The sequence below is a fragment of the Bacillus sp. FSL M7-0558 genome (assembly GCF_038003245.1).
Lineage (GTDB): Bacteria > Bacillota > Bacilli > Bacillales > Bacillaceae > Bacillus > Bacillus pumilus.
Genome location: NZ_JBBOOU010000001.1, coordinates 163,021 through 189,961, shown reverse-complemented (window position 1 = coordinate 189,961; position 26,941 = coordinate 163,021). Strand labels below are relative to the sequence as shown.

At 44.3% G+C, this 26,941-nt stretch carries 20 protein-coding genes, 7 tRNA genes and 3 rRNA genes; 8 read left to right on the top strand and 22 right to left on the bottom strand.

Going from position 1 to position 26,941, the window contains the following annotated elements:
* Positions 1-379: 379 nt before the first annotated feature.
* The 11 genes from glmM to MHB79_RS01045 all read right to left on the bottom strand — a co-directional run bounded on the left by glmM (position 380) and on the right by MHB79_RS01045 (position 7,050).
* Positions 380-1,726 (bottom strand): phosphoglucosamine mutase, encoded by a 1,347-nt coding sequence (gene glmM / locus MHB79_RS01095; RefSeq protein WP_044139154.1) that lies wholly within the window; start codon positions 1,724-1,726, stop codon positions 380-382.
* Between the two features lie 25 nt (positions 1,727-1,751).
* Complete coding sequence (locus MHB79_RS01090) at positions 1,752-3,161, bottom strand: CdaR family protein (protein WP_137055135.1); 1,410 nt, start codon at positions 3,159-3,161, stop codon at positions 1,752-1,754.
* Positions 3,154-3,975 carry a diadenylate cyclase CdaA gene (gene cdaA, locus MHB79_RS01085; protein ID WP_003217057.1) on the bottom strand — a complete coding sequence of 274 codons (822 nt, stop codon included), beginning with the start codon at positions 3,973-3,975 and terminating at the stop codon, positions 3,154-3,156. The genes MHB79_RS01090 and cdaA overlap by 8 nt, the downstream gene beginning before the upstream one ends.
* Before the next feature lie 216 nt (positions 3,976-4,191).
* Complete coding sequence (gene rsiW / locus MHB79_RS01080) at positions 4,192-4,818, bottom strand: anti-sigma-W factor RsiW (protein WP_034664492.1); 627 nt, start codon at positions 4,816-4,818, stop codon at positions 4,192-4,194.
* 14 nt (positions 4,819-4,832) lie between these two features.
* On the bottom strand, positions 4,833-5,396 hold the full coding sequence (gene sigW / locus MHB79_RS01075; protein ID WP_034664426.1) for an RNA polymerase sigma factor SigW: 564 nt from the start codon (positions 5,394-5,396) through the stop codon (positions 4,833-4,835).
* Positions 5,397-5,579: 183 nt separating this feature from the next.
* Complete coding sequence (gene rocF / locus MHB79_RS01070) at positions 5,580-6,491, bottom strand: arginase (protein WP_050943445.1); 912 nt, start codon at positions 6,489-6,491, stop codon at positions 5,580-5,582.
* A 136-nt stretch (positions 6,492-6,627) separates the two neighbouring features.
* Positions 6,628-6,699 (bottom strand) — tRNA-Gln (locus MHB79_RS01065).
* Between the two features lie 4 nt (positions 6,700-6,703).
* Positions 6,704-6,788: transfer RNA gene (locus MHB79_RS01060), tRNA-Tyr, on the bottom strand.
* Positions 6,789-6,816: 28 nt separating this feature from the next.
* Positions 6,817-6,889: transfer RNA gene (locus tag MHB79_RS01055), tRNA-Thr, on the bottom strand.
* Positions 6,890-6,892: 3 nt separating this feature from the next.
* Positions 6,893-6,968 (bottom strand) — tRNA-Val (locus MHB79_RS01050).
* Between the two features lie 7 nt (positions 6,969-6,975).
* Positions 6,976-7,050: transfer RNA gene (locus MHB79_RS01045), tRNA-Glu, on the bottom strand.
* Positions 7,051-7,271: 221 nt separating this feature from the next.
* On the opposite strand from MHB79_RS01045, the gene murQ reads away from it, so the two are divergent.
* From murQ to MHB79_RS01015, 6 genes are read left to right on the top strand one after another with little or no spacing between them, the layout of a single operon-like run.
* Positions 7,272-8,183 carry an N-acetylmuramic acid 6-phosphate etherase gene (gene murQ, locus MHB79_RS01040; RefSeq protein ID WP_310027036.1) on the top strand — a complete coding sequence of 304 codons (912 nt, stop codon included), beginning with the start codon at positions 7,272-7,274 and terminating at the stop codon, positions 8,181-8,183.
* Between the two features lie 14 nt (positions 8,184-8,197).
* Complete coding sequence (locus tag MHB79_RS01035; protein WP_050943449.1) at positions 8,198-9,067, top strand: MurR/RpiR family transcriptional regulator; 870 nt, start codon at positions 8,198-8,200, stop codon at positions 9,065-9,067.
* Complete coding sequence (locus tag MHB79_RS01030) at positions 9,064-10,437, top strand: PTS transporter subunit EIIC (RefSeq protein WP_050943451.1); 1,374 nt, start codon at positions 9,064-9,066, stop codon at positions 10,435-10,437. The genes MHB79_RS01035 and MHB79_RS01030 overlap by 4 nt, the downstream gene beginning before the upstream one ends.
* A gap of 19 nt (positions 10,438-10,456) precedes the next feature.
* On the top strand, positions 10,457-11,812 hold the full coding sequence (gene pbp4b, locus MHB79_RS01025; RefSeq protein WP_226804579.1) for a penicillin binding protein PBP4B: 1,356 nt from the start codon (positions 10,457-10,459) through the stop codon (positions 11,810-11,812).
* A 13-nt stretch (positions 11,813-11,825) separates the two neighbouring features.
* Positions 11,826-13,745 (top strand): glycoside hydrolase family 3 protein, encoded by a 1,920-nt coding sequence (locus MHB79_RS01020; protein ID WP_268459835.1) that lies wholly within the window; start codon positions 11,826-11,828, stop codon positions 13,743-13,745.
* Between the two features lie 53 nt (positions 13,746-13,798).
* Entirely contained in the window at positions 13,799-15,004 is a 1,206-nt protein-coding gene (locus MHB79_RS01015) for an exo-beta-N-acetylmuramidase NamZ family protein (RefSeq protein WP_445661259.1), read from the top strand.
* Positions 15,005-15,043: 39 nt separating this feature from the next.
* On the opposite strand, the gene MHB79_RS01010 is transcribed toward MHB79_RS01015, so the two are convergent.
* The 9 genes from MHB79_RS01010 to MHB79_RS00970 all read right to left on the bottom strand — a co-directional run bounded on the left by MHB79_RS01010 (position 15,044) and on the right by MHB79_RS00970 (position 23,332).
* The gene (locus tag MHB79_RS01010; protein ID WP_340988687.1) at positions 15,044-16,009 is read right to left on the bottom strand and encodes a bile acid:sodium symporter family protein; all 966 of its coding nucleotides are present in this window, start codon (positions 16,007-16,009) and stop codon (positions 15,044-15,046) included.
* A gap of 60 nt (positions 16,010-16,069) precedes the next feature.
* A complete protein-coding gene (locus tag MHB79_RS01005) occupies positions 16,070-16,261 on the bottom strand; it encodes a hypothetical protein (protein ID WP_212046754.1) in 192 nt (63 codons plus the stop codon).
* 37 nt (positions 16,262-16,298) lie between these two features.
* Positions 16,299-17,264, bottom strand: coding sequence for a flagellin Hag (hag, locus tag MHB79_RS01000; protein WP_212046753.1), 966 nt, complete (start codon positions 17,262-17,264; stop codon positions 16,299-16,301).
* A 6-nt stretch (positions 17,265-17,270) separates the two neighbouring features.
* Positions 17,271-17,438 carry a hypothetical protein gene (locus tag MHB79_RS00995; protein WP_340988685.1) on the bottom strand — a complete coding sequence of 56 codons (168 nt, stop codon included), beginning with the start codon at positions 17,436-17,438 and terminating at the stop codon, positions 17,271-17,273.
* Positions 17,439-18,302: 864 nt separating this feature from the next.
* Positions 18,303-18,375, bottom strand: a tRNA-Thr gene (locus tag MHB79_RS00990).
* Position 18,376: 1 nt separating this feature from the next.
* Positions 18,377-18,451: transfer RNA gene (locus MHB79_RS00985), tRNA-Asn, on the bottom strand.
* Between the two features lie 42 nt (positions 18,452-18,493).
* A 5S ribosomal RNA gene (gene rrf / locus MHB79_RS00980) occupies positions 18,494-18,609 on the bottom strand.
* Positions 18,610-18,670: 61 nt separating this feature from the next.
* Positions 18,671-21,601 (bottom strand): 23S ribosomal RNA (locus tag MHB79_RS00975).
* 182 nt (positions 21,602-21,783) lie between these two features.
* Positions 21,784-23,332 (bottom strand): 16S ribosomal RNA (locus tag MHB79_RS00970).
* Together the 16S, 23S and 5S rRNA genes with 2 tRNA genes alongside form the textbook arrangement of a ribosomal RNA operon.
* Before the next feature lie 377 nt (positions 23,333-23,709).
* On the opposite strand from MHB79_RS00970, the gene pdaB reads away from it, so the two are divergent.
* The gene (pdaB, locus tag MHB79_RS00965) at positions 23,710-24,474 is read left to right on the top strand and encodes a polysaccharide deacetylase family sporulation protein PdaB (RefSeq protein ID WP_253621924.1); all 765 of its coding nucleotides are present in this window, start codon (positions 23,710-23,712) and stop codon (positions 24,472-24,474) included.
* On the opposite strand, the gene kbaA is transcribed toward pdaB, so the two are convergent.
* A complete protein-coding gene (gene kbaA / locus MHB79_RS00960; protein ID WP_050945809.1) occupies positions 24,467-25,069 on the bottom strand; it encodes a KinB-signaling pathway activation protein in 603 nt (200 codons plus the stop codon). The genes pdaB and kbaA overlap by 8 nt on opposite strands.
* A gap of 90 nt (positions 25,070-25,159) precedes the next feature.
* On the opposite strand from kbaA, the gene gerD reads away from it, so the two are divergent.
* Positions 25,160-25,744 (top strand): spore germination lipoprotein GerD, encoded by a 585-nt coding sequence (gerD, locus tag MHB79_RS00955; RefSeq protein ID WP_003217144.1) that lies wholly within the window; start codon positions 25,160-25,162, stop codon positions 25,742-25,744.
* Between the two features lie 38 nt (positions 25,745-25,782).
* On the opposite strand, the gene MHB79_RS00950 is transcribed toward gerD, so the two are convergent.
* Complete coding sequence (locus tag MHB79_RS00950; RefSeq protein WP_003217013.1) at positions 25,783-26,841, bottom strand: Mrp/NBP35 family ATP-binding protein; 1,059 nt, start codon at positions 26,839-26,841, stop codon at positions 25,783-25,785.
* Positions 26,842-26,941: the final 100 nt, after the last annotated feature.

Below are 26,941 nucleotides of genomic sequence, written 5' to 3'. Positions count from 1 at the left end.
CGAAAATTCGATAACCTCCATCCTCGTCAACTAAGCATCTTTCGTCCGATCGCTTAGTTCGGGCGCTATAATTATAAGAGAGTTTCTGAACATCTACCCTGCCTTTCCTGATAGAATAAAAATCCAGTAACACAAGGATGATTGTACTATAAGGTCTGACCTCCGTCAATCACAATTTAGCCGGTGATCCCTTTCAAGAAAGTGAGACCTCCATACACTATATGCGATGAGGCTTGTCACGTTCTACCTTTGATGTGCTCTCCTATGTATGAAGACAACAGGAAATTACCCTCGCCTATAAGATTCGTACAAAACCATCCATTTATGACGTTTATTCGAAAAAAAGCAAACCGCTGCTAGCGATTTGCTTTGATATCTATTACTCAATACCCATTTCTTCCTTCACAACAGCCGTAATTCGAGTCACATATTCATCACATAGCTCTTTTGTTTTCGCCTCTGCCATGACACGTACAAGCGGCTCTGTTCCAGATGGACGAACAAGAATACGGCCGTCACCGTTCATCTCTTTTTCAACCTCTTGAATCACTGCTTTTACTTTTTCATTTTCTTCTACTTTATATTTATCAGACACTTTCACATTCACTAGAAGCTGCGGGAATTTCTCCATTTCAGCCGCAAGCTCTGACAATGTTTTTCCTGTTGCTTTGAGTGTGTTGACAAGCATGATTGCAGAAAGCATGCCATCACCTGTCGTATTGTAATCAAGGAAAATCAAGTGGCCTGATTGCTCACCGCCGACATTATACCCATCCTTTTTCATCGCTTCAACCACATAGCGGTCACCAACAGCGGTTTGGATGCTCTTAATGCCTTGTTTCTCGAGCGCTTTATAGAAACCTAGGTTACTCATGACCGTGGATACGACCGTGTCATCCTTTAATCGACCTTCGCCCTTCAAATAACGTGCACATATGTACATAATTTGATCGCCGTCTACAATATCACCTTTTTCATCGACAGCAATCAGACGGTCACCGTCACCATCAAACGCAAGACCAATATCTGCACCCTTCTCCTTCATAAAAGCAGAAAGCGCCTCTGGATGAGTTGAGCCTACACCATCATTGATATTCAATCCGTTTGGTGATGTTCCCATTGTGGACACATCCGCATCTAAATCCGCAAATAAATGTGTCGCTAGAGAAGAGGTTGCACCGTGTGCACAGTCAAGCGCCACGTGAATACCTGTGAAATCCTCGTCTGCTGTTTGCTTCAAGAATTGCAAGTATTTCTGACCGCCTTCAAAGTAGTCATTTACTGTTCCAAGATCCGCTCCAACTGGGCGTGGCAATTGATCGACCGGCTGATCCATTAGCTGCTCAATTTCATTCTCCTGTTCATCAGACAGCTTAAAGCCGTCACCGCCAAAGAATTTAATTCCGTTATCTTGAACTGGGTTGTGAGAAGCAGAGATCATGACACCCGCTTCTGCGTCCATTGCTTTCGTTAAATAAGACACTCCAGGTGTTGAGATCACACCCAGACGCATTACTTCAGCCCCAATTGAAAGTAAACCTGCAACGAGCGCTCCTTCTAACATATGACCGGATACACGTGTGTCTCGCCCAACGAGTACCTTTGGACGTTCTTTATCCTTCGTGAGCACATAGCCGCCAAATCTCCCAATTTTAAATGCGAGCTCTGGCGTTAATTCGCTATTCGCCACACCCCTTACACCATCAGTTCCAAAGTACTTGCCCATGTTTCAATCGCTCCTTTTTTACCATTCAAGAGGACGCTTCGTCCTCTTTTTTATCTTCTTTGATCCGCTGTCTTTGACTTGATTCTTTCTTTGCTTTATCTTGCGTGGATTCTTCTTTGCTTTTCTCTTCCTGATCATCGTCATCAGAAGATGGCTTCTTCTGATCATTTGTAGACGCTGGCTGATCTTCTGTCTCAGTAGAAGTCAATTTCACTTTGACCTTTGATCTCGATAATGTCCACGTCACATTTTGAGGACCGTTCACTTGAATTGTGACCTCATGTGTTCCTTCGTTCAAGTCCCCGACATTGATATAGGCTTCAACATCTGAAGCCTTTAGTTTATCAATCGCACTCTTTGATCCCTTTGCTGTTAACGTAAGCCGTCCAGAAGATGGGCTCACAAAATCAGAGGTGAGATCCTTGCTCAGACCTACGACAGAAATTGGTACATTATCGATCTTTTTTTCTTGAGCTGTAGCAACCTTCACTTTGATCTTTACCGTTTCGGGTGATACCTTTTTCACACCATCTGGCAGGGGAATATCGGCATCAATCTCCGTATCATCTTTGATCTTGCTTAGGTCCAGCTTGACGCCATCAATAAAATCAAGCGAATCCAGCACTTTTTGAGAGCCGTACACTGTGACCTCACTCGGGCTTGTCTCAATACTTGAGATACTGATCCCATCCGGCAAACTGCCAGTCCGCTCTATTTTAAACGGAACCTTTTTGCTTGGACTTGAGATGGGAACTGTAATATTCACAACAGACGGACTCAATTCGACTGGCAGCTCATTCCCGCTGCTATCATACACAGTGAGCTTCGCTTCCTTTTCAATTTGCTGATCGACATCCTCTAGGTTCACAAATGCTTTAATGACAGAAATTTTGTCGATCACGTCTTTTGAACCTGTAACTGTGACTTTTTTCGGATTCACAATAGGCTGTTCAGGTGAATAGCCGTCTTTGATTTTATTTTGATTATAAAATTCGGTTTCAACAGGAAATTCTGCTGTTGTTTTTTCTTGTATCGTCACCGTCGTCACAGATGGGTTGATCGATAGCGTGAGTCCCTTTGATACATCTCTTGCCTTCAGCTCCACTTTATGAGTACCTGTGGATAAATTCTGCATATCTGCATATATTTCAAAGTTCTTTGTTTGTCTTGCTGTTTTCACAGCACTCGTTGACCCTTTAATCGTCACATTGACTGTTTGCGGCACACCAGTGACGACGTACTTCTCGTCATCATAATACGCTTTAACAGGAATATCGGTTAAGGTCGCTTCATCTGTCGTCGATGTTGGGAAAAAGGATTCACCGATTTTTTTCGGCGTGGGCGCTTGCGCTGAATTGACTGCACCATACAGCAATAAAGCGAAGACCAATGCAAAAAGCTTTACGGCCCAGCGATTATTCAAAATCTTATCCATTTTTCTTGCCCCTCCAATACCATTTGGTCGAGGAAGCATCTTTGCTGTTCTTACTAAATTCAGCAATCAGCATTTCTTCAAGCGCTTCTTCTGTCAATTCTCGGTGGAGATCACCATTTCTCGCGACAGAAATGCCGCCTGTCTCCTCAGAAACGATGACGGTCAAGCTGTCTGTCACTTCGCTAATTCCGACTGCCGCCCGGTGACGCGTCCCTAGTTCCTTAGAGATAAAAGGACTTTCTGACAGCGGTAAATAACAAGCGGCAGCTGCAATCTCATCACGCTTCATAATGACAGCACCGTCATGAAGCGGTGTATTTGGAATGAAAATATTAATGAGCAGCTCTGAACTCACCTTTGCATTCAAAGGAATTCCAGTCTCTATGTAATCATTCATCCCAGTATCACGCTCAATTGTCAGCAGCGCGCCAATTCTGCGTTTTGCCATATAGTTAATTGCTTTTGTAATTGCCTCGATCGTTTTCTGCTGCTGTTCCTCTACAGGTGTCCCGCTTCTTGAGAAGAAACGGCCGCGCCCAAGCTGCTCAAGCGCTCTCCTTAGCTCTGGCTGAAAAATAATAATGATCGCAAGGAATCCCCACGTAATCGCTTGATCCATCAGCCATTGAAGTGTGTTAAGACCGAGATACGCACTTCCCATCCTGACGAGAACAATGACCACAATTCCCTTTAAAAGCTGAACCGCTTTTGTTCCGCGGATGACCATCATTAATTTATATATCACATACCAAACAACGAGAATATCAACAGCATTACCGAGGTACTGCAAAATAGGAATATCCCCTAAAGCCATTTCCTCGTCCTCCAGAATTTTCAGTTATTCTTCGTTTGATGCATTTTTGATAAAAAAAGAGCCTATGTGTAAATACATAGCGTGGCTATTATATCACATTTTGTTTCAGCAAGGAAAACAGTTGCCATATATGGCTGGCCTGCTAGCTCGCATACATTCTGACCTATAATATAGAAAAAGAGCAGCTCCTAAAGAGACTGCTCTCGACCCGTATAATTACTTTTGCTCCTCTGGTCCAATGACCCGCATCACATTTTGTGCTGTAGATTTCATTTTGTACCAAATCCAATCAAACACTTCATTAATTTCATTAATTTGACCAGTGACTTGTCCGGCAGAAGCAGTCAGCTGTTCCCCATTGACGACGGTGACATTTCCATCAACCTTGCCTTCTACAATCAACTTGCCATTTTTGACAGTGACATCACCTTTTACGGTTTCCCCTTTAGGTACGGTCACTGTATCATTTACAACGACGAGATTCGGCTGCTTCGACACACTGAAATTATGATCCGTATTCCAGCTTGTAAACAGACTGCCTCCCATCAAAATGAGAAAGAGGGCAGCGGCCACCATCAGCGGATGAGCTTTGATCCATCTTTGAACCGACACACGCTTTTTTTCCTTTGGAAGACCTGCCATCACCTTTGCAGTGAAATCAGTCGGTGCTTCTATATGAGATGTACTCTGCACAAGCGCGATGGATTTCTCAATTTGTTGAAAATGAGTACGGCACTCCTCACACGATTGCAGATGGCTCTTTAATTCTTTTTCGTCTTGGGGCTCAATGTCCCCGTCTAAATACTGATGCATAAGCAGGACGATTTTTTCCTGACAGCTCATCAAAATCACCTCACTCAAAGGTCTCTCAACTGTTTCCGAAGAGCCTCTCTACCCCTGTGTATTCTCGTTTTCACCGTACCAACAGGTATATTTAGAATCTCACTAATTTCTTTTAACGAGAGTTCATCAATATACTTTAATACGATGACCGAACGATATTTATCGGGTAATCTTAGAATTTTTTGCTGAATGGTACTCGATAATTCAAGAGACACCACCTCTTCCTCTGGCAAAATGCCATCAGCAGCAATTTGAGAATACATATTCAATCCTTCTGTTCCTGCCACCTCTGCATCTAAATAATAATCCGGCTTTTTTTTGCGAATACGATCGATGGTCAGGTTGGTTGCAATGCGGTACAGCCACGTAGAAAACTTACGATTCACATCAAAGCTTTCAATATTCACATAGGCACGAATAAACGCCTCCTGTGCAATATCCTCTGCTTCGTGTGCATTCCCAAGCATACGGTAGCACAGCTGATAAATTTTGTCTTTATACAGGTCTACGATGTCTGCAAATGCGTTCTGGTCGCCTTTTTTCACTTGCTTAATTCTCTTTTTAATCATTGTGTCCATAGTATATTCAACCTCTGCCTTCACCGGTCTTTATGTATACGAACCTCTTTCCAAAAGGTTTCATTCTCCTCTAAAAAATAGTGTAACAAATTTTTGACAACGTGTTACGCATATCCACTGGTAAAAACCTTAATATATCCTTAAATTTTCCGAAAATAAAAAAGAACGGGAACAAATCCCGCTCTACAATAGCTTTTCGCCCATTAACGATCCAATTAATGCAACAGCTGCTTCGGCTGTTTTATTTTTTTCATCCAAAACCGGGTTCACCTCAACAAATTCAGCTGAAGTCAAAATACCGGCTTCTTCTAAAAGCTCCATAGCAAGATGACTCTCCCGGTAGCTAATGCCGCCTGCCACAGGAGTTCCTACACCAGGACACTCGGCTGGATCTAATCCATCTAAATCAAGAGACAGGTGGACACCATCTGTTCTTTCCTTTAAATATGCAATCGCTTCCTCCATCACCCTTGTCATCCCTAAACGATCTATTTCATGCATCGTATACACTTTAATGCCTTTATCTCTAATCAACGCCCGCTCTCCTTCATCTAAGGATCGAGCACCAATTAAAACAACATTCTCAGGCTTCAATTTTGGAGAATAGCCGCCAATATTCGTTAAATCCGCATGGCCAAGGCCAAGACTGACTGCAAGCGGCATACCATGTATATTTCCAGAAGGAGAGGTTTCCTCTGTATTTAAATCACCGTGTGCATCATACCAAATGACACCTAAGTTTTCATAGTGCTTCGATACCCCCGCAAGTGTGCCAATGGCAATGCTGTGATCACCGCCTAAAATGAGCGGGAATGAGCCTGATTGCACAATACTGTCAACCTTCTCAGCCAGCAGCTGATTCGCACCAGCATTCTCCGTTAAATTCTTTAGCTTTTCACTTGTATATAAACCTTTTTCATCATCTCTTTGTTCAACCGGGATATCCCCGAGATCCTCCACATCAAATGAAAGCGATTCCAATTTTTCTTTTACGCCTGCACACCGAATCGCACTTGGTCCCATATCGACGCCCCTTCTCATTTGACCCAAATCCATCGGAACCCCGACAAGCGTGACCTTCTTTTGATCTCCCATATGTACATCCCCTTTCCGTTCATGCTTATATTTTACTTTCTCGGTGCCTTCTGACTCAACTCAACAATATTTTGAATAGTTATACATTCCGCCTGCCAACATAAAAAAAGACACCTTTTTGAAAAAGGTGTCTTAACTGGGCTAGCTGGATTCGAACCAACGCATGACGGAGTCAAAGTCCGTTGCCTTACCGCTTGGCTATAGCCCAAGAATGGTGGAGGGGGGCGGATTCGAACCGCCGAACCCGGAGGGAGCGGATTTACAGTCCGCCGCGTTTAGCCACTTCGCTACCCCTCCACATATGAAATTGATAAAGAAAAAACAGTGCCGGCAAGAGGACTTGAACCCCCAACCTACTGATTACAAGTCAGTTGCTCTACCAGTTGAGCTACACCGGCATATGGTGGAGGATGACGGGCTCGAACCGCCGACCCTCTGCTTGTAAGGCAGATGCTCTCCCAGCTGAGCTAATCCTCCACATCAATGGTGACCCGTACGGGATTCGAACCCGTGTTACCGCCGTGAAAGGGCGGTGTCTTAACCGCTTGACCAACGGGCCAATTTGTCAAGTTTGACTGTTTCCGTGAAGCTGACAAAAGTTATTATATACAGGTTGTCCCCCTTTTGTAAAGGGGATTTTTATTTTTTTTATTTTCTAACTATTTACCTTTGATTAGCACCACTTTTTCACTGAAATATAATTTCAGTATTTAAATATAATGTTGAAATTTCATATCATACTGAATATACTGAAAATGAAGAAATAAGGAGGAATGTCGCATGCAGCCATCTCAATTGCGTTCTTTGACAACAGAATCAAGAAATCCTAACACAATGGGAATATCACAAGCAGATCCACTCGAAATGCTCCAAATGATTAATGAAGAAGATATGAAGGTCGCTCAAGCAGTCAACCGTGTCCTACCACATATCAAAACAGCAAGTGACTTCGCCTATGAATCCATCTCAAATGGGGGCAGACTCGTTTATTTAGGAGCCGGGACAAGCGGCAGACTAGGCGTGATGGATGCTGTCGAATGTCCCCCTACCTATAGCGTCTCACCTGATGTGATTGTCGGCATCATGGCAGGCGGAGACTCTGCTTTTTCACATGCTGCCGAAGATGTGGAAGACAGTGAAGAAGCCGGCAAACAGGATTTAGTACACATTCGCCTGACATCAAAAGATACAGTCGTCGGTATCGCCGCCAGCGGTAGGACACCCTACATCATCGGCGCTTTAAACTACGCTAAATCCATCGGCGCAAAAACAGTAGCCCTCAGCTGTAATGAACAAGCAAAAATTAGCGAACTGGCAGACTGCGCCATTGAAGTCATTGTAGGACCTGAAGCCATCACCGGGTCAACACGAATGAAAGCCGCATCCGCTCATAAAATGATTTTAAATATGCTTTCCACCTCTGTCATGATCAGACAAGGAAAAGTATATGAAAACCTGATGGTTGATGTAAAAGTCAGCAATCATAAATTAAAAGAACGCGCCATCACCATCATTCAACATGTGACAAACGCTCCCTACGAACAAGCCGTGAAAACGCTTGAAGCGGCAGACTTAGAAGTCAAAACTGCCATCGTCATGCTCCAAACAAACACAGATAAGAAAACAGCCAAGGATTTGCTCAACAAAACGAATGGTCATATCGACAAAGCCATCTCACACCATCAATCCTAAAGGAGGCAGAGCTCATGTCAGCAGGTGGACTCACCCTACTACACACAATGAAAGCAAAGCTCCCCCAATCTGAAAAAATCATTGCAGACTATATCCTTGCCCATCCTGACAAAGTCATTAAAAGCACAGTACATGAGATCAGTCAGGCAGCCGGTGCAAGCAGCTCTGCAGTCATCCGCCTTTGTAAATCTCTCGGTCTAGATGGCTATCACGATTTAAAAATGCGAATCGCTGGAGACTTGATGCATAACGATAAACAAGGCTACCGTGATATCGAACAAGATGAACCAATTCAGTCCATTATTCAAAAAACAGCAGGAAACTCCATTCAATCGATTAAGGATACTGCTTCTATTTTAAATGCAGATGCGTTAGAAAAGGCTGTTCAATTACTGCTGCATGCAAACCAAATCCATTTTATCGGCGTCGGTGCATCTGGCATCGTCGCAGCGGATGCCCAGCAGAAATTTCTCAGAATCAATTATGCAGCGACTGCCTTCACTGACATGCACATCGCATCAACAGTTATCGCAAATGCAGGAAAGAATGACATCGTGTTCGGTATATCCTTTTCAGGAGAAACGTTAGACATCATTCAAGCACTTCAGCTCGCAAAAGACAATCAAGTCAAAACCATTGCCTTGACGCATCCAGGTCAAACAAGCGTTTCTGCCTTATGTGACGTTCACCTATCGACGTCCGGTTCCAATGAAGCACCTTTTCGCAGTGCAGCGACTTCCTCTAGAATGGCACAGCTCTACTTAATTGATGTCTTGTTCCTCAGCTTAGCTTCCCGTCAATATGAAGAGACAGCGCAATATATTGACAAAACAAGACATGCCATCCGCTCCATGAAACGAAAAACAAAGGGGGATTCAACATGAGTCATCAAACGAAATATCAGCAGTTGGCGAAAGACATTCTTTCTCTCTGTGGTGGTTCTGAAAACATTTCTTCCCATACACATTGTATGACGCGTCTCCGAATTACACCGATTGACAATGAACAAGTTCAGATCAATGCAATCAAAGAACTCGATGGCGTCATTGGAGTCGTCGAGGCAGAAACGCTGCAAATTATCTTAGGTACTGGTGTTGTCAACCAAGTATCAAGTGCATTTGAACAACTGCTAAATGCCTCTGGCTCCTATGATTTAAACAACGAAGCACAAAAAAACAAGCAAGCCATTTCACAAAAGAACCGCACACCGTTCAAGCTGTTCTTACGACGAATTGCCAGCATTTTTATTCCTATCATTCCAGCACTCGTTGCATCAGGTCTTATTACAGGGATTACAAAAGCAATCGTGCAAGCGGGCTGGCTTGATGGAAAGTCTCAAGCAGCGATCATTTTAACCGTTATTGGTTCAGGCTTGTTCGCATATCTCGGTATATTAGTCGGAACAAATGCCGCAAAGGAGTTTGGGGGCTCTCCTGCATTAGGCGCATTAGCTGGTATCCTCATTATTAATCCAGCCTCCGCAGATATTATGCTATTTGGCACAAATATTCTACCAGGCAGAGGCGGTCTCATCGGTGTTCTTCTAGCTGCCATCTTTATGGCGCTTGTGGAAACAAGAATCAGACGCTTCGTCCCGCAATCACTTGATATCATCGTCACACCAACCATCACACTACTCATTACAGGCATTTTTACGTACGTTGTCTTCATGCCAGTCGGCGGATTTATATCTGATGCCATTACCTCAGGATTAACTTATCTATTAAATATGGGCGGAATCTTCGCTGGATTTATTCTTGGTGCGACCTTCCTTCCACTTGTTGTAACAGGACTTCACCAAGGACTGACACCGATTCATATGGAACTCATCAATTCCATAGGAGATGACCCGCTTTTGCCGATTCTCGCTATGGGCGGTGCAGGACAGGTAGGTGCCGCATTCGCCATTTATATGAAAACAAAAAAGAAAAAACTCAAAAGAGCTATCGCCGGTGGACTTCCTTCAGGGATGCTCGGCATTGGTGAACCACTCATTTTCGGTGTCACACTCCCACTAGGACGACCATTTCTCACCGCTTGTCTTGGCGCTGGAATCGGCGGAGCATTTCAAGCCTACTTCCAAATTGCAACGAAGGCGATTGGTGTATCAGGTCTCCCATTAACCTTTATTGTTCACGCACATCAAATGCTTCTTTACTTAATCGGACTCTTTATTGCATATGTCGCTGGATTTATTTTCACATACTTATTTGGTTTTCATGATGATATGGCTGTTGAATTTGAGGAAAAATAAGCAATAGGAGGTCTAACTCTTGAAGAAATACTTTCTCTTAATGACAAGTCTGCTCATGCTCCTTGGATTACCAGCACAAACATTTGCAACTAGCTCCCATCCTGTATCGTCTTTGTCTAAAACAGCACCTGAAGAATATCCCGTCTTAAAAAAGGCAAAACGACCGGAACAAGTTGGTTTTTCTTCTAGGCAGCTTAGGAAGGTTGATCACATGATTCAAAACGATATCAAAGCAGGGTTTCCAGGAGCCGCACTCATCATTATCAAAGACGGAAAAATCGTCCATCAAAAAGCCTATGGCTACAGGCAAAAATACGAAGGCACAACGGAACTCAAATCCTATAAGAAAATGAAAAAGAACACTCTGTTCGACTTAGCATCCAACACCAAAATGTATGCGACCAACTATGCCCTGCAAAAGCTTGTCTACGAGAAAAAACTGAATGTGAATGAAAAAATACAAGCCATCCTGCCAGATTTTAAAGATGAACCAGATGCAAAGGTAACCGGCAAAGATCAGCTCCGTGTAAAAGATCTTCTGACCCATTCTGCCGGACTCCCTTCCAGTGTTTTATTTTATAGCAAAGAAGCAGCCGGCACCTTTTTCTCTCAAGATAGAAAGACAACGATGAAATGGCTGCCGAAGGTGCCTCTGCAATACAAACCAGGCACCCAGCACATTTATAGTGACATTGATTACATGCTGTTAGGCATGATCATTGAGAAAAAAACAGGCATGCCTCTTGATCAATATGTAGAGTCGACAATCTATCGGCCGCTAGGTCTCAAACACACAATGTTCAATCCACTACAAAAAGGATTCAAACCGAAGCATTTTGCAGCAACCGAACGTTTAGGTAATTCGCGAGATGGTGTCATTGATTTTGAAAACATTCGCAGATACACCCTGCTAGGCGAAGTCCATGATGAAAAAGCATATTACTCAATGGCAGGAATTTCTGGTCATGCTGGACTTTTCTCTAACATATCAGACATGGCCGTGCTGCTCCAGCTCATGCTGAACAAAGGAGGCTATGGAAAAACAACCATCTTTGATCAAGCTTCTATCGATCTCTTTACAGCCTCTTCTGATACAAACCCAACATACGGGCTAGGCTGGCGAAAAAACGGTCATACTGACATGGAATGGATGTTTGGAAAATATGCAAGTAACGAAGCCTATGGACATACTGGCTGGACCGGAACGATGACATTGATTGATCCAAAACATAATCTAGGTATCGTCTTGCTGACAAATAAGAAACATTCGCCTGTCGTTTCACCTGAAACCAACCCAAATCAATTTGAAGGTGACCTTTTCCCAACTGGCACTTATGGAAGCATCATGACCGCCATCTACGAATCTTTTAAGTAAAAGGAGGAATTCGATGTTAAAAGCACTTTTCCCCGCTGCTTTGGTTTTAGCTCTGCTAACCTCTTCCATTCCAACGGAAAAGGTTAGCTCTGCCCCTCTTTCAACCGCAAAACAAATGGTACAAAACATGTCTTTGGATGAAAAGATAGGTCAAATGCTTATGCCAGACTTTCGTAATTGGCAAACAAAAGATGAATCCGCACCTACAGGCTTAACAAAGATGAATAAAGAAGTATCCCATCTTGTAGAAAAATATCATCTAGGCGGTGTCATCTTATTTGCGGAGAATGTCGTTGATACGAAACAAACCGTCAAACTCACCCATGAATTTCAAAAAGCATCACCAAAGATTCCATTACTCATTTCAATTGATCAAGAAGGTGGAATCGTCACAAGATTACAAAAGGGAACACATTTCCCAGGAAATATGTCGATTGGTGCCTCTAGAAGCACGAAAAATGCATACGACACAGGGAAAATCATCGGTAAGGAATTAAACGCACTAGGGATCAATACAAACTTCTCTCCTGTGCTAGATGTGAATAATAACCCAAACAACCCCGTCATTGGTGTCCGTTCCTTTAGCTCTGACCCTGCCCTTGTCACAAGGCTTGGCCTTCAAACCATGAAGGGACTTCAAAAGGAGAAGACGATTTCGACACTCAAGCATTTCCCAGGACATGGTGATACAGCCGTCGATAGTCACTACGGCTTGCCGCTCGTAGAACATGATCTAGATCGTTTAAAAAAAGTTGAACTCTATCCATTTCAACAAGCCATCAACGCTGGTGCGGATATGGTCATGACCGCTCATGTTCAATTTCCCGCCATTGATGATACAACATATAAAAGCAAAAAAGATGGCGAGGACATTATGGTTCCAGCAACCTTATCGAAAAAAGTCATCACACACTTATTAAAAGAAGAGATGGGCTTTCAAGGTGTTGTCGTAACAGACGCCCTAAATATGAAAGCGATTGCAGATAACTTCGGACAGGAAGAAGCCGTAGTGATGGCCATTAAGGCTGGCGTCGACATCGCCCTCATGCCAGCACCAGTCACCTCTCTTAAAACTGAGAAAAACCTTGAGAATGTGTTCAATGCTGTAAAACAGGCAATTGTAAAGAAAGAAATTCCGATGTCTCAAATCAACGAATCTGTTGAAAAAATTCTTCAATTGAAGATCAAACGAGGCATCATTTCTTCCAAAAAACCTATCACCCTTGAGAAAAAAATCAAAAAAGCCACTCAAGTCGTTGGGAAAAAATCGCACCGGAAAGCAGAACAAAAAATGGCGCGTGAAGGGATCACCCTGCTTAAAAACAACGATAAGACCCTACCCTTCAAGCCTAAAAAGAATGATAAAATCTTGGTCATGGCACCTTACGAAGATCAAACAAAAGCCATGTCTGTCACAATTGACTCTCTGATCAAACAAAAAAAGATCAAACCTGTACGTATCCAATCATATGCTTTTGCGGATAAGACCTTCAACAAAGAAACAGCCAGACTCATACAAGATGCTGACTATGTGATTACCGGCTCATACGTTGTCCAAAATGATCCAGCTGTGAATGATGGTGTGATTGATGACAATGTACAGGACCCGAAAAAATGGGCTACTGCTTTCCCGCGTGCTGTCATGAAAGAAGCTGCAGCACAAAACAAAAAAATGGTCATCATGAGCCTAAGAAACCCTTACGATGCTGCAAATTTTGAGGAGGCGGATGCCTTACTAGCTGTTTACGGTTTTAAGGGCTACTCAAACGGACAATTCAACCAGCCAAATATTCCTGCTGGGTTAGAAGTTATATTTGGCACTGCATCACCTAAAGGCAAACTGCCTGTAGATATCCCATCTGTCACTCATCAAAATCAAACCCTATATCCATTCGGCTATGGACTCAACTTGAAAGGGAAACAGATCAAATAGGAGGGATTCTCTTGAAAAAAACAGCAAGCTTCATACTCGCAAGCATTCTCATTATGAGCACATTGACCGCCGCCTCCCCCGCAAGCCAAGAACGAACAGATACAAAAGGAAAAAAGGCAGCAGTCAAAACAGGGATTGAAACACTACTCTCAGGCAACCTTTCATGGTTAAAAGGGAAAAGGGTCGGCCTCATTACGAACCCAACTGGTATTGATGCAAATATGAAAAGCAGTGTCGATCTCCTATTTGAGCATCCAAATATTAAGCTTACTGCTCTATATGGACCTGAACATGGTGTGCGCGGCGATGCACAAGCAGGAGAAGGCGTCGAATCCTATACCGATGAAAAAACAGGTCTTCCTGTTTACTCCCTCTATGGAAAAACAAGAAAACCAACGCCTGACATGCTCAAAAATGTAGATGTCTTGCTGTTTGATATCCAAGATGTTGGCACTCGTTATTACACCTATATTTACACGATGGCCTATGCGATGGAGGCCGCTAAAGAAAACAACATTCCCTTTGTTGTCCTAGACCGTCCAAACCCTATTGGCGGACTAAAAGTAGAAGGCCCTGTATTAGAACCTGAGCACGCTTCATTTGTAGGGCTCTATCCAATACCATTAAGACATGGGATGACCACTGGTGAACTAGCAACATTCTTTAACAAAGAGTTTCATATCAATGCTGATGTCACAGTCATCAAAATGAAAAATTGGAAGCGTTCCATGACGTTTGATGACACGAAGCTACCGTTCGTCCTTCCTTCACCTAACATGCCGACAGTGGATAGTACCTTTGTATATCCCGCCACAGGATTAATTGAAGGCACAAATGTCTCTGAAGGCAGAGGAACAACAAAACCGTTCGAGCTCATTGGCGCTCCGTATATCAATAGCAATGAGCTAGCAGATCATCTAAATCAATTAAAACTAAAGGGTGTGAAATTTAGACCCGTATCATTCACCCCCACTTTTTCTAAACATGCAGGGAAGCTATCACACGGTGTGCAGCTATACGTCACAGACCGCTCTTCATTCGAAGCGGTAAAAACAGGGTTATCCATCATTAAAGCCATACATGATTTATATCCAAAAGACTTTGAGTTCCTTCAAACAGGCAGCTTTGATAAACTCATCGGGAATGATTGGATCAAAGAAGAAATCAACCAAGGTACTTCTGTCAAACACATCATGAAGCGCTATCATCACGACCTCAAATCGTTCGAAAAGAAACGGAAGAAATATCTCATCTATTAATTCGCAAAAAGACCTCCATCTCATAGGATGGAGGTCTTTTCATGATAAAAATTTAGTCACAGCAGGTGCCTTCAGCTCAAATCGATTGAGTAAAAAACCAAACAAGGCAGCAAGTACTTGCTGAAACAGCATGCCAATCACAACAGGGACAGCAACAGCAGGCGGGAAAAAGCTAATAGCAAGCACAGCCCCAGCACTAATATTTCTCATGCCGCCTGTATACACAATGGCCACAATTTCCCCTTGAGTACATTTCATCACCTTTCCAATCAACCACGCAAAAGCATACCCACTCATCGCAATGAAAAAGACAGTCGCTGCTTTGCTAAAAAATGCAGCATCCAGTTCACGCAAATATGGGGCGACAACAGAACTGTTAATCGATACGACAACAAACAAGCCTAATTTTGAAAAAGGAGCCAGGGTCTGACTCATTGTTTTCGTCACCGATGGCTTTGCATACTGACGAACAAGCATCCCTAAAATAGAGGGCAGCACCACCATACCGAACAGCCCTTTCATGATCGCCACCATGTCCATATGGACCTGTGTACCGACGAAAAGTGACAAGCTTACTGGAACAATCAATGGCGAAAGCAATGTATCAATTAAAATGATAGATAGCGTTAACCCGACATTCCCTTTATACATCGCCGCCCATATTAAACTAGACACACCTGTTGGAATCACCATCGCAAGAGTCAAACCGGTGATCGTCATAGAATCGCCCGCAAATATCAAATGCCCCGCTGACCAAGCATAAAGAGGCATCAGCACATGCAAAATCATAAACGATAAAATCAAAGGCAATGGGTGCATTACCGTATGCTTTAAAGCCGAAAAAGTAGAAGACAAACTCCCTGCAAAGGTCATAACAGCAAATACCCATGGCACCAAAAACGTAAAATCCCTTAAATAGGCCGCCAATAAAACACCGAATAACACACTAATAGGCGTAATAAGCGGCATCATCCGGCCGAGCACTTGGTTCAAACGCACAAGCATGCCGGCCACCTCCATCCTTCACTTTCTACCCTTTCTATTGTAACAAACAGAAAGAACTTATTAAGAACTATTCACCTGTTTCACAAGATTTCGACTTTGTATATCCATTCCAACTACGTCTACTTGTACGCCAGCTGCTTGAAACTTTTCCTTTACACGTTCTATCGCTGGAGATCTTTCCCTGATGAACACTTGGATGAAGCGTCTTTTAGAACGATCAATAAAATGAAACATCGAACTGAATAAAGACAAACAAAAAAAACCCCTATATAAAGGGGCTTTTGGTTTATTAACGTAATAATTGAAGTACGTTTTGTGGCTGTTGATTCGCTTGTGCAAGCATAGCTTGAGAAGCTTGAGAAAGAATGTTGTTCTTAGTGAATTCACTCATTTCTTTAGCCATGTCAACGTCACGAATACGAGACTCAGCAGCAGTTAAGTTTTCAGCAGATGCACCCAAGTTGTTAATAGTGTGCTCTAGACGGTTTTGTACTGCACCAAGTTTTCCACGTTGAGCAGATACTTGGTTAATAGCTGCATCAACAATACTTAGTTGAGTATCAAAACCAACATCAGTAGCATCTGCTGCATTATCAGCAAACTTTCTTACATCGATGTCTTTAATAGCTTGATTCGCTACAATCCCATTAGCATCTTTAACTCCCAATGCATCTGTACTCATTTTATCAATATGAACTGAAATTTGTTGAGTTGCGTTAGCACCGATTTGGAACACTAAAGCATTACCACTTGCTGGGACTGCAGGTGTACCGTTATCATCTGGATCATCTGGATCTCCCGGAATTGCCGGTGTTCCTGGGGTTCCTTTAAACGTACCATCTAATAATTTTTTACCATTAAACTCTGTACGATTTGAGATACCATCTACTTCTTCTTGTAAAGCTTCAATTTCATCTTGGATAGATTGAAGGTCAGACTCTTTATCCTGCGTACCAGTGTTTCCAGCTTGAACCACTAGTTCACGTACACGTTGAAGGATCGAGTGAGTTTCAGTCAATGCACCCTCAGCTGTTTGGATAAGAGAGATACCGTCTTGTGCGTTTTTAGATGCCATTTCTAAGCCGCGGATTTGTCCACGCATTTTTTCAGAGATGGCTAGACCTGCTGCGTCATCTCCTGCACGGTTGATTTTAAGACCAGAAGAAAGCTTCTCCATGTTCTTTTGGCTCGCACCGTTGTTTGCAGACAAACGGTTTAATGTGTTAAGTGCTGCGATATTGTGGTTAATTCTCATTTCTTATTACCTCCATGTAATTTTTTTCGAGAGCTTATCTGTTAAGTCCATTTGGATGAGAAGCTCTTCCTTAGAATTTCCGATTTCTAAGGCATGTGTATAGTAGTAACGCAGAGCACCTTTTGGCTCTCTAACTTTACTACCATATGTAACACCAGTCATGGCAATAATCATGAAATCTCCTTCTTTTAATGCTCACCATAACAATGAGTATTGTGTTACCTACTATAGACAGACCTACCATATATTTTAGTTTGTGGAAATTGTTAATTTCACAAATTCGACACATTTAAAAAGCACATAGGGATGATAAAATTCAATCAACTGCGTTTTGTGGAATATTAAGTAAAATAAAAATGACATTTTACGAAAACAGGGGAGAAACATGATTAGTGTAAAACCGTGTGGAAACAACACTTTTTCACATGCCCTAAAAACACTCGATAAAGTAACAGAGAAAAGAAAAAGGATTTTGAGAGAAGGATTCACTTCAAAAGAAGAACAATGAAAGTTGCAAATGCAAAAGAATTGCAGCTCCACGGATTTTCAAACGATGAAAAATAAACATCAAAAAAGCCCCTATTCTCTATGGTCAGGGGCTTTACTTTTTTCATTTTTTCAATGCTTTTTGAAGAGCTGCTTTTGTTTTCGATCCGTTCCATCTCTTATGTGGCACAACGTTGGCCAATGAAATGCCTTGCTCTGTCATCAGCTGGACGAATTAGCATTGTGCGTTCTCTCAACTACCTTTTCAAATTTAAATACATGGTGGGAGCGATTCGTAAAAAGGCACAATATAAGAAAATTCATTTGCATGATATGCATCATACTCATGCTGCTATGCTAATAAATCAAATCGGCAAAATACCTGGGTTTAATATCAAATCTGTCTCTCAGCGTTTAGGTCATGCGGAAGCTATAACAAACTTATTGCAAATTCGATAATTGGTCCCTAATTTGTCCCCAAGCAATTAAAAAAGGACATAAAAAAAGCCTTCTCATCATCGAGAAACCTTGTCAGATCAACATTTAGAGGAAAGCTTCCAAGCGGGCTCGAACCGCTGACCTCTTCCTTACCATGGAAGTGCTCTACCTACTGAGCTATGGAAGCATGGCTCCGCAGGTAGGACTCGAACCTACGACCGATCGGTTAACAGCCGATAGCTCTACCACTGAGCTACTGCGGAATGATAAAGTAACTTCTTCCATTGGAAGGATATAAACAAAAAGCTTGGCGGCGTCCTACTCTCACAGGGGGAGACCCCCAACTACCATCGGCGCTGAAGAGCTTAACTTCCGTGTTCGGTATGGGAACGGGTGTGACCTCTTCGCTATCGCCACCAAACCTGATGGAGAGAATGTTCTCTCAAAACTAGATAACAATGTTCAAACTTCACATTAGAATATAGGTTAAGTCCTCGATCTATTAGTATCTGTCAGCTCCACGTGTCACCACGCTTCCACCTCAGACCTATCAACCTGATCATCTTTCAGGGATCTTACTTCCTTGCGGAATGGGAAATCTCATCTTGAGGGGGGCTTCATGCTTAGATGCTTTCAGCACTTATCCCGTCCGCACATAGCTACCCAGCGATGCCCTTGGCAGAACAACTGGTACACCAGCGGTGCGTCCATCCCGGTCCTCTCGTACTAAGGACAGCTCCTCTCAAATTTCCTGCGCCCGCGACGGATAGGGACCGAACTGTCTCACGACGTTCTGAACCCAGCTCGCGTACCGCTTTAATGGGCGAACAGCCCAACCCTTGGGACCGACTACAGCCCCAGGATGCGATGAGCCGACATCGAGGTGCCAAACCTCCCCGTCGATGTGGACTCTTGGGGGAGATAAGCCTGTTATCCCCGGGGTAGCTTTTATCCGTTGAGCGATGGCCCTTCCATGCGGAACCACCGGATCACTAAGCCCGACTTTCGTCCCTGCTCGACTTGTAGGTCTCGCAGTCAAGCTCCCTTGTGCCTTTACACTCTGCGAATGATTTCCAACCATTCTGAGGGAACCTTTGGGCGCCTCCGTTACATTTTAGGAGGCGACCGCCCCAGTCAAACTGCCCACCTGACACTGTCTCCCTGCCCGATAAGGGCAGCGGGTTAGAAGGTCAATACAGCCAGGGTAGTATCCCACCGATGCCTCCACCGAAGCTAGCGCTCCGGTTTCCAAGGCTCCTACCTATCCTGTACAAGCTGTACCAACATTCAATATCAGGCTGCAGTAAAGCTCCACGGGGTCTTTCCGTCCTGTCGCGGGTAACCTGCATCTTCACAGGTACTATAATTTCACCGAGTCTCTCGTTGAGACAGTGCCCAGATCGTTGCGCCTTTCGTGCGGGTCGGAACTTACCCGACAAGGAATTTCGCTACCTTAGGACCGTTATAGTTACGGCCGCCGTTTACTGGGGCTTCAATTCGCACCTTCGCTTACGCTAAGCGCTCCTCTTAACCTTCCAGCACCGGGCAGGCGTCAGCCCCTATACTTCGCCTTACGGCTTCGCAGAGACCTGTGTTTTTGCTAAACAGTCGCCTGGGCCTATTCACTGCGGCTTCTCGGGGCTTTAACACCCTAAGAAGCACCCCTTCTCCCGAAGTTACGGGGTCATTTTGCCGAGTTCCTTAACGAGAGTTCTCTCGATCACCTTAGGATTCTCTCCTCGCCTACCTGTGTCGGTTTGCGGTACGGGCACCTCTCACCTCGCTAGAGGCTTTTCTTGGCAGTGTGGAATCAGGAACTTCGCTACTAAATTTCGCTCGCCATCACAGCTCAGCCTTTACGGGAAACGGATTTGCCTATTTCCCAGCCTAACTGCTTGGACGCGGATATCCAATACCGCGCTTACCCTATCCTCCTGCGTCCCCCCATTGCTCAAATGGTGAGGAGGTGGTACAGGAATATCAACCTGTTGTCCATCGCCTACGCCTTTCGGCCTCGGCTTAGGTCCCGACTAACCCTGAGCGGACGAGCCTTCCTCAGGAAACCTTAGGCATTCGGTGGACGGGATTCTCACCCGTCTTTCGCTACTCATACCGGCATTCTCACTTCTAAGCGCTCCACCAGTCCTTCCGGTCTGACTTCACAGCACTTAGAACGCTCTCCTACCACTGTTCGTAAGAACAGTCCGCAGCTTCGGTGATACGTTTAGCCCCGGTACATTTTCGGCGCAGAGTCACTCGACCAGTGAGCTATTACGCACTCTTTAAATGGTGGCTGCTTCTAAGCCAACATCCTGGTTGTCTAAGCAACTCCACATCCTTTTCCACTTAACGTATACTTTGGGACCTTAGCTGGCGGTCTGGGCTGTTTCCCTTTCGACTACGGATCTTATCACTCGCAGTCTGACTCCCAAGGATAAGTCATCGGCATTCGGAGTTTGACTGAATTCGGTAACCCGGTAGGGGCCCCTAGTCCAATCAGTGCTCTACCTCCGAGACTCTTACCTTGAGGCTAGCCCTAAAGCTATTTCGGAGAGAACCAGCTATCTCCAGGTTCGATTGGCATTTCACCCCTACCCACACCTCATCCCCGCACTTTTCAACGTGCGTGGGTTCGGGCCTCCATTCAGTGTTACCTGAACTTCACCCTGGACATGGGTAGATCACCTGGTTTCGGGTCTACGACCACGTACTCATGCGCCCTATTCAGACTCGCTTTCGCTGCGGCTCCGCATCTTCTGCTTAACCTTGCACGGGATCGTAACTCGCCGGTTCATTCTACAAAAGGCACGCCATCACCCTTTAACGGGCTCTGACTACTTGTAGGCACACGGTTTCAGGATCTATTTCACTCCCCTTCCGGGGTGCTTTTCACCTTTCCCTCACGGTACTGGTTCACTATCGGTCACTAGGGAGTATTTAGCCTTGGGAGATGGTCCTCCCGGATTCCGACGGAATTTCACGTGTTCCGCCGTACTCAGGATCCACTCTGGAGAGAACAACATTTCAGTTACAGGGCTGTTACCTTCTTTGGCGGGCCTTTCCAGACCTCTTCGCTTATATCGTTCCTTTGTAACTCCGTATAGAGTGTCCTACAACCCCAAGAGGCAAGCCTCTTGGTTTGGGCTGTTCCCGTTTCGCTCGCCGCTACTCAGGGAATCGCATTTGCTTTCTCTTCCTCCGGGTACTTAGATGTTTCAGTTCCCCGGGTATGCCTTCTCATACTCTATGTATTCAAGTATGGATACTACTCCATTACGAGCAGTGGGTTTCCCCATTCGGAAATCTCCGGATCAAAGCTTGCTTACAGCTCCCCGAAGCATATCGGTGTTCGTCCCGTCCTTCATCGGCTCCTAGTGCCAAGGCATCCACCGTGCGCCCTTTCTAACTTAACCATTTCTTACTTTAGAAAGAATCACTATGTGTGATGAACTTTGCATTGCATTCAATGTGAATGTATTACTTATTGTTATCTAGTTTTCAAAGAACAATCCTGTCTCGCTAGAGACATGTCTTGAAGGAATGATCCTTCAAAACTAAACAAGACGAAAACGCACACTGCTCCATATATCCTTAGAAAGGAGGTGATCCAGCCGCACCTTCCGATACGGCTACCTTGTTACGACTTCACCCCAATCATCTGCCCCACCTTCGGCGGCTGGCTCCATAAAGGTTACCTCACCGACTTCGGGTGTTGCAAACTCTCGTGGTGTGACGGGCGGTGTGTACAAGGCCCGGGAACGTATTCACCGCGGCATGCTGATCCGCGATTACTAGCGATTCCAGCTTCACGCAGTCGAGTTGCAGACTGCGATCCGAACTGAGAACAGATTTATGGGATTGGCTAAACCTTGCGGTCTCGCAGCCCTTTGTTCTGTCCATTGTAGCACGTGTGTAGCCCAGGTCATAAGGGGCATGATGATTTGACGTCATCCCCACCTTCCTCCGGTTTGTCACCGGCAGTCACCTTAGAGTGCCCAACTAAATGCTGGCAACTAAGATCAAGGGTTGCGCTCGTTGCGGGACTTAACCCAACATCTCACGACACGAGCTGACGACAACCATGCACCACCTGTCACTCTGTCCCCGAAGGGAAAGCCCTATCTCTAGGGTTGTCAGAGGATGTCAAGACCTGGTAAGGTTCTTCGCGTTGCTTCGAATTAAACCACATGCTCCACCGCTTGTGCGGGCCCCCGTCAATTCCTTTGAGTTTCAGTCTTGCGACCGTACTCCCCAGGCGGAGTGCTTAATGCGTTAGCTGCAGCACTAAGGGGCGGAAACCCCCTAACACTTAGCACTCATCGTTTACGGCGTGGACTACCAGGGTATCTAATCCTGTTCGCTCCCCACGCTTTCGCTCCTCAGCGTCAGTTACAGACCAGAGAGTCGCCTTCGCCACTGGTGTTCCTCCACATCTCTACGCATTTCACCGCTACACGTGGAATTCCACTCTCCTCTTCTGCACTCAAGTTTCCCAGTTTCCAATGACCCTCCCCGGTTGAGCCGGGGGCTTTCACATCAGACTTAAGAAACCGCCTGCGAGCCCTTTACGCCCAATAATTCCGGACAACGCTTGCCACCTACGTATTACCGCGGCTGCTGGCACGTAGTTAGCCGTGGCTTTCTGGTTAGGTACCGTCAAGGTGCGAGCAGTTACTCTCGCACTTGTTCTTCCCTAACAACAGAGCTTTACGATCCGAAAACCTTCATCACTCACGCGGCGTTGCTCCGTCAGACTTTCGTCCATTGCGGAAGATTCCCTACTGCTGCCTCCCGTAGGAGTCTGGGCCGTGTCTCAGTCCCAGTGTGGCCGATCACCCTCTCAGGTCGGCTACGCATCGTCGCCTTGGTGAGCCATTACCCCACCAACTAGCTAATGCGCCGCGGGTCCATCTGTAAGTGACAGCCGAAACCGTCTTTCATCCTTGAACCATGCGGTTCAAGGAACTATCCGGTATTAGCTCCGGTTTCCCGGAGTTATCCCAGTCTTACAGGCAGGTTACCCACGTGTTACTCACCCGTCCGCCGCTAACATCCGGGAGCAAGCTCCCTTCTGTCCGCTCGACTTGCATGTATTAGGCACGCCGCCAGCGTTCGTCCTGAGCCAGGATCAAACTCTCCGAAAAAGTACAAAACCGAAGTTTTGTTTTTCGTCAGTGTTTGACTGACTACCTATGATATAACATAGGATTTTTTATAAAAACTCGAATTAACAGGTGCGTTTTGTCTTGTTTAGTTTTCAAAGATCATCTTCGCCGTTCTTAGCGGCTTTAATAATATAACATTTCGCTTCATCTTATGTCAATAACTTTTTTCAAGTTTATTTCCCGAAGCGTTTTATGTTTGTCACTGTGTGTCAGCGACGATTAATAATATATCACGAAAACTTTCTATTGGTCAACGCCTTTTCAAAACTTTTTTTGAAATAGTTTTATCGTGCATCTCAAACCCTTGTCCTGCATACAATCAAGTAACAATCTCGGACAAGGCAGGAGTGTTTGAATTGAGTCGATTATATGTGTTGCCTATTAAACGGCTGAAGCAAGTTGTCATTATTCTTGTAGCAGCCCTTGCAGCTGCAACCTTTTTTTATGTACAAAAGGCACCGCCGCTGTCGGTATTTAAAACAGAACACGGACCCCGAGCCATTTATAAAGGCGAGACTTCCTCAAAACAGGTCTCCCTTACTTTTAATATCGGCTGGGGAGATGAGAAGGCAGTTCCTATTTTAAATGTCCTTCGAGAGTACGATATAAAGAACGCTACTTTCTTTCTGTCTGCTTCTTGGGCTGAGCGTCATCCTGATATCGTCAAACAAATTAGAGAGGACGGTCACCAAATCGGCAGCCTTGGCTATGCTTATAAAAATTATAGCCAGCTTGAAGATAGTGAAATCAAGCAAGATCTTGTCCGGGCACAAAATTCATTTCAAAAGCTTGGACTAGATGACATTCAACTATTAAGACCGCCAACTGGGCAATTTAACGAAAAAGCTTTAAAAATTGCCACACAGTACGGTTATACCGTTGTCCATTACAGCGTCAATTCACAGGATTGGCTGAATCCAGGCGTCGATCAGATTGTTCAGAATGTAAATGATCGAATGAAAAGCGGAGACATTGTTCTCCTCCATGCCTCAGATTCAGCAACCCAAACCGCTCAAGCCTTACCAGCTATTTTGAAACAAATCAAAGAAAAGAATTTAAAGAATGTGACGGTTGGCGAACTGATCTCCAATACCAAAACAAGGTCATCGGAAGTTAAGTAGCTTTTGCCTTTGAAAACCGCGGCATAGCTAATAACTGAAACGCATTACAGCCTAATAGCGGGAATAGCATTAAATACAGCCAGTCCTCTTCATTGACTCTGAGCGCCGGGAACCATTCTAGCGACGTGATGACGACCATGAGAAACATTGCGGAAACAAATGTTTTCTTAGAGGACTGCTGCTGTTTAAAGTACGCCACGATCAATGCGAACACACCGATAAAGACAGGCAGCCATAGGTATGGAAGAAATGATTCATTCTCCCCGAAAAACAAAAATCGCAAGTAAGCTAAATCAAACAGCACAAAGATCACCAGAAACAGCTGAATGGTATTCCATAAAGAATGTGACCGGAATATCTCTAGCGCAAACCGGTGCACCGTCAAAAAGACAACAAACCCCATCTGACTAATGACACTAAAAATCATCCCCACACCAATGAACCAAAATAACACAGATACGATTTCTAGTATTTCAAACGATATAAAAAGCTTCTGATATTTCCCCCACTCCAGCGCAAAGCCTACCACGCTTGTAATGACCGCTCCAACAGCTAGCACAGAGAAGAAGAAACGAACTAAATCCCGACTTTTCATTGAATTGACCCAACCCCTATTTTTGTTATGTATAAATTCACGTGAAACATTCATATTAAAAGTAAGACATGTAACGAAAGGAGCCACAGTATGTCAAAAGGCATCTTGCGTATAATGAGCTGTTTTCTCCTTTTATCTCTAACAGCTTGTGCTCCCAAAACCCAATCCTCATCTAATATGGACTATGACGAAACAAAGAAAATGGTCGTCGATATATTGAAGACAGATGACGGTAAAAAGGCCATTCAACAGTTATTAAATGACGAGGCAATGAATGAAGCTTTGGTAATGGATGAACAAACTGTGAAAAAAACGATAGAGAAAACACTGACTTCTGATAAAGGCAAAGAGTTCTGGAAGAAGGTCTTTGAGGATTCTAAATTTGCCGAGACTTTCGCAAAATCCATGCAGCAACAGCATGAAAAGATGTTAAAACAGTTAATGAAGGACCCTGACTATCAGCAATTGATGATGGATATTCTCAAGGATCCTGAAATGGAAAAGAAATACGGTGAACTGGTGAAAAGCAAAGAGTTCAGAAAGCATTTAGAAAAAGTTATTACGGAAACATTAAGCAGTCCTCTTTATAAGAAGAAATTCGAAGATGAGCTTAAAAAAGCAGCATCTGAAAGCAGTGATTCCGGATCAAAAGGCAGCGAAGAAAGCGGCAGTTAAACATCACCCGAGTGGACATACATCCACTCGGGCTTTCATTATGCTTTTACTGCTAATTGTTCAATGACTTTATTCGCAATGTGTTGATACACTTCTCCTGTCGGATGACTCGCATCATAGACGGATGGAGCAAAATCCTCTTCATTCCAATCAGGCTGTCTTAAAGGAATTTGGCCAAGGACCGATACACGCAGTTCTTCTGCCAGCTTGTCCCCGCCCCCTTTTCCAAAGACATGTTCTTTCTCACCTGTTTTTTTGCTTTCATAATAGCTCATATTCTCAACGACCCCTAGCACTTCGTGATCTGTTTGCAGTGCCATTGCGCCTGCTCTAGCAGCAACGAAGGCAGCTGTAGGATGCGGTGTTGTGACAATGATTTCTTTACAGCTTGGAAGCATTGTATGAATATCAAGCGCCACATCTCCCGTTCCAGGCGGAAGGTCTAATAGTAAGTAATCTAATTCTCCCCACTCGACTTCGTGGAAGAAGTTATTTAGCATTTTACCAAGCATCGGTCCTCTCCATATGACCGGTGCATTTTCTTCAACAAAAAAGCCCATTGAAATCACTTTGACACCAAAGCGTTCCACAGGAATAATTTTTTCCCCTTTAACCGTTGGTCTGACGGTGATTCCCATCATATCCGGTACACTAAAGCCATAAATATCTGCATCAATCAGTCCGACTTTTTTCCCTAGACGAGCCAGCGCTACAGCAAGGTTAACAGACACGGTGGATTTCCCAACGCCGCCCTTTCCGCTCGCTATCGCTAAGAACTCAGGCGGATTTTTAGAATTGAGCAGGTTTTCTTCCTCATCTTGTGAAGGCATAAACCTTTCAAGTGTTTCCTGAGGCAGTTCTTCAAAACGAAGTCCTACTGTGTTAGCACCCTCTGCTTTCAAGGCTTGTACGATGTCTTGCTGCAGCTTCATCTGCTCAGCAGTACCCGTTTTGGCAATGGCGACCTTTAAGCTCACATGTTCTTTTTCAGGCTTTAGGCTGATTTCCTTGATGGCATCCAGCTCACCAAGCGGTATATGAAGGAAAGGTTCGTCCATCTTCCCAACTAGTTTTCTCACATCATCTTGTCCGATCATAGCAGAACCTCACCCTTTATTGAATTCGTTTACAATCCAAGTATATCATACATATCCTTACAATGTCTGTCCTGTTTGCCTGCGTTCAAAAGGAAAAAGC

Bases quoted from the DNA above. Each gene is read 5' to 3' on its own strand.
- sigW (WP_034664426.1), bottom strand. From the start codon at position 5,396: ATGGACACAATGATTAAAAAGAGAATTAAGCAAGTGAAAAAAGGCGAC.
- MHB79_RS01015 (WP_445661259.1), top strand. From the start codon at position 13,799: ATGAGCACATTGACCGCCGCCTCCCCCGCAAGCCAAGAACGAACAGAT.
- hag (WP_212046753.1), bottom strand. From the start codon at position 17,264: ATGAGAATTAACCACAATATCGCAGCACTTAACACATTAAACCGTTTG.
- kbaA (WP_050945809.1), bottom strand. From the start codon at position 25,069: ATGAAAAGTCGGGATTTAGTTCGTTTCTTCTTCTCTGTGCTAGCTGTT.
- MHB79_RS01010 (WP_340988687.1), bottom strand. From the start codon at position 16,009: ATGCTTGTGCGTTTGAACCAAGTGCTCGGCCGGATGATGCCGCTTATT.
- MHB79_RS00995 (WP_340988685.1), bottom strand. From the start codon at position 17,438: ATGATTATTGCCATGACTGGTGTTACATATGGTAGTAAAGTTAGAGAG.
- MHB79_RS01030 (WP_050943451.1), top strand. From the start codon at position 9,064: ATGAGTCATCAAACGAAATATCAGCAGTTGGCGAAAGACATTCTTTCT.
- murQ (WP_310027036.1), top strand. From the start codon at position 7,272: ATGCAGCCATCTCAATTGCGTTCTTTGACAACAGAATCAAGAAATCCT.
- rocF (WP_050943445.1), bottom strand. From the start codon at position 6,491: ATGGGAGATCAAAAGAAGGTCACGCTTGTCGGGGTTCCGATGGATTTG.
- rsiW (WP_034664492.1), bottom strand. From the start codon at position 4,818: ATGAGCTGTCAGGAAAAAATCGTCCTGCTTATGCATCAGTATTTAGAC.
- gerD (WP_003217144.1), top strand. From the start codon at position 25,160: ATGTCAAAAGGCATCTTGCGTATAATGAGCTGTTTTCTCCTTTTATCT.
- glmM (WP_044139154.1), bottom strand. From the start codon at position 1,726: ATGGGCAAGTACTTTGGAACTGATGGTGTAAGGGGTGTGGCGAATAGC.
- MHB79_RS01090 (WP_137055135.1), bottom strand. From the start codon at position 3,161: ATGGATAAGATTTTGAATAATCGCTGGGCCGTAAAGCTTTTTGCATTG.
- MHB79_RS01035 (WP_050943449.1), top strand. From the start codon at position 8,198: ATGTCAGCAGGTGGACTCACCCTACTACACACAATGAAAGCAAAGCTC.
- MHB79_RS00950 (WP_003217013.1), bottom strand. From the start codon at position 26,841: ATGATCGGACAAGATGATGTGAGAAAACTAGTTGGGAAGATGGACGAA.
- MHB79_RS01020 (WP_268459835.1), top strand. From the start codon at position 11,826: ATGTTAAAAGCACTTTTCCCCGCTGCTTTGGTTTTAGCTCTGCTAACC.
- cdaA (WP_003217057.1), bottom strand. From the start codon at position 3,975: ATGGCTTTAGGGGATATTCCTATTTTGCAGTACCTCGGTAATGCTGTT.